5 protein-coding genes are annotated in these 7,423 nt (G+C 32.6%); 4 read left to right on the plus strand and 1 reads right to left on the minus strand.

The window, feature by feature from the left end; all coding sequences use genetic code 11:
* Window positions 1–2 precede the first annotated feature (2 nt).
* Entirely contained in the window at window positions 3–1,859 is a 1,857-nt protein-coding gene (locus ACTCDL_RS02525) for a methyl-accepting chemotaxis protein (RefSeq protein ID WP_463173765.1), read from the minus strand.
* A 489-nt stretch (window positions 1,860–2,348) separates the two neighbouring features.
* On the opposite strand from ACTCDL_RS02525, the gene argF reads away from it, so the two are divergent.
* From argF to ACTCDL_RS02545, 4 genes are all read left to right on the plus strand, one after another.
* On the plus strand, window positions 2,349–3,266 hold the full coding sequence (gene argF, locus ACTCDL_RS02530) for an ornithine carbamoyltransferase (RefSeq protein WP_463173766.1): 918 nt from the start codon (window positions 2,349–2,351) through the stop codon (window positions 3,264–3,266).
* Between the two features lie 159 nt (window positions 3,267–3,425).
* A complete protein-coding gene (locus ACTCDL_RS02535) occupies window positions 3,426–4,673 on the plus strand; it encodes a hypothetical protein (RefSeq protein WP_463173768.1) in 1,248 nt (415 codons plus the stop codon).
* A gap of 316 nt (window positions 4,674–4,989) precedes the next feature.
* Entirely contained in the window at window positions 4,990–5,742 is a 753-nt protein-coding gene (locus tag ACTCDL_RS02540; protein WP_463173769.1) for a peptidylprolyl isomerase, read from the plus strand.
* 531 nt (window positions 5,743–6,273) lie between these two features.
* Window positions 6,274–7,311, plus strand: a complete 1,038-nt coding sequence (locus ACTCDL_RS02545; RefSeq protein WP_463173770.1) for a peptidoglycan DD-metalloendopeptidase family protein — start codon at window positions 6,274–6,276, stop codon at window positions 7,309–7,311.
* Window positions 7,312–7,423 lie beyond the last annotated feature (112 nt).

The raw sequence follows: 7,423 nt of genomic DNA on the forward strand, positions 1-7,423 counted from the left end.
TTTTAGATTTTAAATTCATCTACCATATCCATTAAACTATGGGATATCTCTTTTAGCTCTTGGGAGGAAGCGTTCAATTCTTGAGACATAATTTCAATATTTTGATATGAGTTGAAAATCTCTTTATTATAGGCTTCCCAATCATCAGTAGCACTGGCTGTTTGCTGGATTTGCATTGAGCTTTCCTGGCTTGAACTTTTAATTTCTGTAAATAATGAACCAGTCTCTTGAGCGATTTCTTGACTTGTTTCTGTCTTTATCGCTACTTCTCTAATAGCAGTTAGTGCTTCATTTGATTTCTGTTCTATCTGCTGAATTAAAGTAAGTATATTTTCAGTAGCATTATTGGTTTCAATTGAAAGGGTTCTGATTTCATCGGCAATGACTTTAAAGCCATTGCGGGTATTATTAGAGTTATTGGCTTCAATGTTAGCATTTAAAGCTAATAGATTGGTCTGTTTTGTTATATTGGTGATTAGTTCAACTATTTGATTGATCTCTTGATAATCATTATGTAGATCTTCTATAATCTCTACAGTCCCCTTGGTAACGACACTAATCTGATTGATGCTCTTTAAGGTATCTTTGATATTATCATTACCAAGTTGAGTCTTATTAGAAGACTGTTGAGCAAAAGTAGCCATTTCTCCCATACTCTCCGAAATTCCTTCGATGATCAAGGTTATGTTATCCATTAACCTTTGATTTCCTGTGATAGTTCTATTAGCCCTTTGGGCAGAAGATAATAGCTCTTGGCTATGAGCAAATAAATCTTTTGATGTCTTACGAATATTGATGATGGTACCTTTTAAATTACAGTACATCTTATTTAGAGCTGTTGCTAAAATATTAAGCTCATCTTGAGTCTTGATGCCAAGTAGCTCTATATTTAAATTTCCTGAAGAAATTTCATTAGCAAAGTTAGTAGCAGCTAGGATAGGTTTGGTTATCTTATTACTAAATAACAAGGATATGAGAATAACTAAAGTGAATATAGCTAGACTAGAAAAGATAGATGTAGTAAAAAATTTATGCTCTAGTCCTCTAATACAGGTTAGATCTTGACTGATTCTAAGCATTCCTCGAATCTTTTGACCACTTGGGTCAGATAGAGGTAGATACAATTCTAATTTATTATTATCAGCCATAGAAGTTACTCTTTCTCCTAAAGATACTCTGTCAAAGATGGATTTATCCTCTATAGTTGTGCCAAGCCTTTCTTGCTCTAAATCTCTAGAGCTTTGAATTAATTTGTCCTTTTCATAAAAGGCTACATCACCTGAAATTAAATTATTAATATTTTTTAGTAATTGATTATTTAGATTAAAACCAACTTGGAGAGTACCTATAATTTGATGATTATCTTTAATAGGGACAAAGGCTCTAACAGCCAGCCCGCTCTTACCAAATTCAAAGCCTTTAACCTCTTCTCCTTGTAAAGCCAGGTCAATTGAATTGTTATCACTCTTATCATCACCAAATTTGCCGGGGTGATGGGCTCTAGTAAAGACAACACCTTTTTCATCACCAAACTCAAAGACGGTTAAGCCTTTATCCTCTTTTAATAGCTTAAAGATTGGCTTAAGCTTTTGGTCTAATAAATTTCGATCCTTTTTTTTGAAGGCAGAAATTAGATTCTTCTGTTGGGCATACTTGTGAGCAATAGAGAGTGCTACCTTCTGCTTTTCATTAAAGTAGAAGTTTGAGACCTTAATAGCCTGTTCTAACTTAGAGTCTATTGTTTGTTCAAAGCTCTGTCTACTCTGCTTATATAATATTGTAGAGATGACTAGTGTTGGAATTATTGAAATTAGTGAGAGAAGGATGAATAATTTTTTCTTTAAACTGAATCTTACCATTATGCTTTCCCCTTTCTTTTGCTTTGATAATTGTAGCTTATGAATTTTATATATTATATACATTTACTTCTAAAACCTTGTATTTTCTAGAAAGTTAACCCATAGTTAACCTACTGTTTACAAAGCTACTTTTTATTAAAAGATAATAGATAACAAATAACAACCAGTAAACTAATGTCAATATCTTGTGCTAGTAAAAAAATGATACAATATATAGATATTGCGACACTTTTTTTAGTTGACAGGTGACGGTGTACAGTTGACAGTTAAAAGACCAAAATCAAAGACCTTAAAGGGTTTGAATTTAACTGTCAACCGTCAACTGTACATTGTACACTGAAGTAAAACTGTCGCAATATTCCCATAAAGACACATTACCTATATTAAAATTTAATTAGCACAATAGAATAATAAAAAATTAAAATAATGTTTGCATATTTATTCTGTAAAATGTATAATTATAAATAACATGAGGAGGGAGGAGTTACTATGAAAGATTTGTTGACAGTTAAGGACTTAACACTAACAGAGATTGAGGAGTTATTTGAGCTAGCGCTTAAGTTAAAGAAGGAATTAAAAGCAGGTGTTGAACATAAAATTTTGGCAGGTAAGAGCTTGGGAATGATCTTTGCTAAATCTTCTACAAGAACAAGGGTCTCTTTTGAGGTTGGTATCTATCAATTAGGAGGTCAGGGGATTTTCCTAAGTTCAAATGATATTCAATTGGGAAGAGGAGAGACGATAGAGGATACTGCTAAGGTACTTTCACGTTATGTAGATGGGATTATGATTAGAACCTTTGCTCACAGTGATGTAGAGGAGTTGGCTGCCCATGCAACAATTCCGATTATTAATGGTTTGACTGATGATTATCATCCTTGCCAAGCATTAACGGATTTGCTGACTGTGAAAGAGTATAAGGGTGAGTTAAAAGGATTAAAAATGACTTATGTTGGCGATGGTAATAATATGGCTCACTCTCTATTATTAGCAGCAGCCAAAGTGGGAATGGATATCTCTATTGCGTGCCCTCAAAATTATCAACCAGCTGAAGAGATAGTAGCTACTGCTAAAGAGATTGCTCAAGATAGTGGAAGTGAGATTGAAATAACTAGTGATATTTTAGCAGCATCTCAAGATGCTGATGTACTATATACCGATGTTTGGGCTAGTATGGGTGATGAGGATGAGCTTGAAGTAAGAGAAAAGGCCTTTGCTAACTATCAAATTAATAGTAAAGTGATGTCAGTAGCAAAAACTGATGCCATCTTTTTACACTGTTTACCAGCCCATCGTGGTGAAGAGGTAACAGCTGAAGTAATTGATGGGGAGCAATCAGTAGTCTTTGATCAGGCGGAGAATAGACTACATATGCAGAAGGCGATTATGGTAAAATTAATGAAATAAACTTTAAGCTGAGACGATAGTGTCTCGGCTTTTTTTATGTCAAATTTTCTCCAAGATATTAAGAAATGATATTTATATAAAAACCTAAGTTAAGGTATATTAAAAGTAGATTAAGGGTTCTATATTCAAGAAATTATTATAAGTTAAGGAGTTTAAATAATGAATAAGTCTAACAAATCTAGAGCAAGGCGACACCAAGCCTATGTCAGTATATTTGGGACAACACAACTACATCTCAGAAACCCCTGGGTAATTGCTTGGTGGTCAGCAGCTTTTCCTGGTTTAGGTCATCTGCTGTTATCTAAATATTTAAGAGGTTTTTTATTATTTGTCTGGGAAGTATATATCAATTATCAAGCAGGAATTAATTATGGTATTCTTTATTCCTTTACAGGTAATTTTGAATTAGCTAAACAGTCTCTTGATATTAGGTGGATGCTATTGTATATAGCAACTTATATCTTTGCAATTTGGGATGCTTATCGAAGTACTGTTGATCTTAATCATCAATATCTACTGGCTAATAGAGAAGAGGTTTATATTAAATCTTTTACAATATCAGCGATGGAGATTAATTATTTAGACAAAAGAGAGCCTGAAATTTCAGCTATCTGGTCTTTTTTTATGCCAGGGGCGGGACAGATCTATATCCATCGAATAATTACTGCTTTTTTTATTCTTACTTGGTTTATAATCCTTTCTTATTATTCAAAAGTATTACCTGCTATTCATTACACTCTACTAGGAGAGTTTGCTAAAGCTAAAGGAGTGGTTAATTGGCATTGGCTGTTAAATATTCCTTCAGTTTATGGTTTTGCTTTGTATGATGCTTATACTAATACTGTAGAGAATAATAAATTGTATGATTGGGAACAAGGCAAATTTTTAAAGGACAATTATCAAAGCCAAGAGATTAAATTTAGAGAAGATGTAGGTGATAAGATGCAAATTATTTCTACCTTTGAACATTCAAATTATCTAGAGTTAGTAATCAGTGCTATAGAGAAACAGGGCATAGAAAAGAAGGATATTGTGGCAATTCCGATGGATAAAAGAAATACAAGAAGAAAGTTTTTTGATAATATTCATTATTCTGATGGTTTGAGTTTATTAGATTTAGCTGCTATTTTGGGTACTATATTTATGTTACTTGGAGGGATTTATGGTTTTATTTTTGAATGGGGGCCTATAATTTGGGGATTAATTGGTTTGGTGCTAGGTGGAGTTTTAGGTTTGCTTATTAAATTGCTAATAACTAAGAATAGGTCATATCGACAGAAAAAACAGAAATATGCAGAGGTAGTCTTAGTTATTAATTGTAATAAAGAACAAGTAGAAATGATTAAGAGTATATTATGGGAAAATTATGCTTTAGGGGTTAGTAAGCTTGATTTGGGAGATAAATAGTATCGCTATATCATTCTATAATTAGAAATTTATATAGGAGGGGGTAATCTTGAATTGGGCAGATTTTTGTTATACAGGATGGTTTGAAAATCCCTTGTGTGATAGTGGAGGTTGTACACCCACTAGTAGGTGTAATGAAATCACTTATAGATGTATTTTAATACTTTGAATTAAGTATCAGAGTAAGGTTTAGTAAGTGATATAGTTATTTTTAGAGGTTTTGAAGGAGAAAGAAGAAAATATTGAGATTTAATTAGACACTAGCCCTTTTTTTTGTTAACATACCAGTATAACTTATAGTAAAGGAGATTAGAATATGTCAGAAGATAAGGTTTTAGCACAGGTTAATGGAGAAGTGATTACAGAAGAGGATATTGAGATGGTTATCCAAAATGCCAATCCTCAACAGGCACAGCAACTACATACAGAACAGGGTCGTCAACGTTTATTAGATCAATTGATCAATCAAAAGTTATTTTATCTAGATGCTCTTGAGCAAGGTTTAGCAGATAATGAAGAGTTTAAGGAGAGTCTTGAGAGGGTACAAAATAACCTATTAAGCCAATTTGCTATTAAGAATCTTTTAGAAAATGTAGCTGTAGATGAGAATGAAGTAGAAGATTTTTATAATGAAAATAAGGATAGATTTAAGAAGCCAGAAAGTATACAAGCAAGCCACATTCTTGTTAAGGAAGAAGAGAAAGCAGAAGAGATTTTAGAAGAATTAGAAGAAGGTCTTGCTTTTGCTGAAGCTGCTAAGAAATACTCTACTTGCCCTTCTAAGGCTAAGGGAGGAGACTTAGGTGACTTTACAAGAGGTAAGATGGTTCCTGAGTTTGAACAGGCAGCCTTTGCAATGGAAGAAGGAGAGGTCAGCTCAGAGCCTGTTAAGACGCAATTTGGTTATCATATTATCAAGGTTACAGCTAAAAATGAACCTGCTAGTAGTTCTTTAGAAGAGGTTAGAGCTCAGATTGAGCAACAATTAGTATCGATGAAGCAGAATCAGCTTTATCAAGGTAAGACAGAAGAGTTAAAAGAAAAGTACACTGTAACAATTGGTGAGTAAAAAAAGAGTTTCTGGAGTTAACTCCAGAAACTCTTTTTTTAAATTAGCTAAGTTTTTGGAGTGAGTTTATCGCTTAATGGGGATATTGCGACACTTTTTATAAGTGTAAGTTGGTGTGGGAGTGTGAGTGAAATTCAATAGAAAGGCACTTCACACACACTCAAACTACTCTTTAATAATTACCATTGTCACTTTTTCTTGAACTTGATATAATTTTAATAGATGTCTTCATATATCTTCAAAATTTATCTTTTCAAGGTACTAGCTAGTAGTTAATAATTACTTATTTTAATTTAAGCGGAATTTATTGATAGTTTATAGAATTAAGGGTAATCTAATCATTACATTAATTGGTATATGGTGATTTTTAAAAATTATTGTTTGAAATTGAATGATTTATGGAGGGATTTGATAATTAAATGTCGAAGAAATCTAAGATAGTTTTGATTTTAATAAGTTTATAATATTACAAGTAGTAATGATAATTAATTCGATAAATAACAGTAAATTGAAAAGAGGGGGGCTTAACAGGTGAAATACAATAAACTTATTATTATAATGGTATTGGTTATATTATTATTTTCTTCTATAACGAGTGTGGAAGCCAGTTATAGAGTCTTGCAACAGGGAATGGAAGGTAGAGATGTTAGAGAATTACAGGAAAATTTAGTGATGCTTGGCTATAGAATAATTATTGATGGTAATTTTGGACCTGCAACTAAGATGGCCATTATAGAGTTTCAAAAAAAGTCAAAGCTCCCAAGTGATGGTGTTGTAGGAGAGCAGACTTGGGAAATCTTAAAAGATGCCATTAGCTTTGATAAATATAAAGTTAGGTTTGGAGACACTTTATCTCAACTGGCACATACATATGATGTACCAGTAATTGTTATAAAAGAGGCTAATAAACTGAATTCTGATACAATTCGTATCAATCAAGAGCTAATAATACCTAAGACTGCTTTAGGTGGAGGGATTGATACAGATTTTTATGAAGTAGTTTCCTATAAGGTTAGAAGGGGAGATACTTTAGATAAGTTAGCAAGTAAGTTCCATACTACAATCAGGAGTATTAAACAAGTAAATAATTTTGAGACAAGTTATATTAGAGAGGGGCAGGTTATTAAGGTACCTAAGTTAATAATCGATTTTTCAAATACTTCTAAGAATAAAACAGCAGTTAAGAAAGACTTTATTTGGCCACTTAAAGGAAGAATAAGTTCAGGATATGGATGGAGAGTACATCCAATTTTAAATAAAAAGCATTTCCATGGTGGTCTAGATATAGCTGTAAGAAGTGGAACTTCAGTTAAAGCTGCTAAGGCTGGTAAAGTATTAGGAAGTGGATGGGTCAGTGGTTTTGGTAAAACGGTAACCATTGATCATGGAAATGGTGTAGTAACTTTATATGCACATAACTCACAGTTATTAGCAAAGCAAGGGCAACGTGTAAGTCAAGGTCAGATAATTGCTAAATCAGGAAGTACAGGAAGAAGTACAGGACCCCATCTAGACTTTAGAATATTTATAGATAATAAGACTGTTAATCCATTGAAATATTTAAATTAAATAATATTTACTTTAAAGGGGCTGTCTCAGAATAGTTTTTAAAAACTATTCTGAGACAGCTAAAAAACCTCCATATGGAGGTTTTTTGCTTTAAATATTTATTTATTGAATT

It is taken from the genome of Orenia sp. (assembly GCF_055140805.1).

What these genes read in the sequence shown, in the direction of transcription:
- ACTCDL_RS02535 (WP_463173768.1), top strand. Translation starts at nt 3,426, where the DNA reads ATGAATAAGTCTAACAAATCTAGAGCAAGGCGACACCAAGCCTATGTC.
- ACTCDL_RS02525 (WP_463173765.1), bottom strand. Translation starts at nt 1,859, where the DNA reads ATGGTAAGATTCAGTTTAAAGAAAAAATTATTCATCCTTCTCTCACTA.
- ACTCDL_RS02540 (WP_463173769.1), top strand. Translation starts at nt 4,990, where the DNA reads ATGTCAGAAGATAAGGTTTTAGCACAGGTTAATGGAGAAGTGATTACA.
- argF (WP_463173766.1), top strand. Translation starts at nt 2,349, where the DNA reads ATGAAAGATTTGTTGACAGTTAAGGACTTAACACTAACAGAGATTGAG.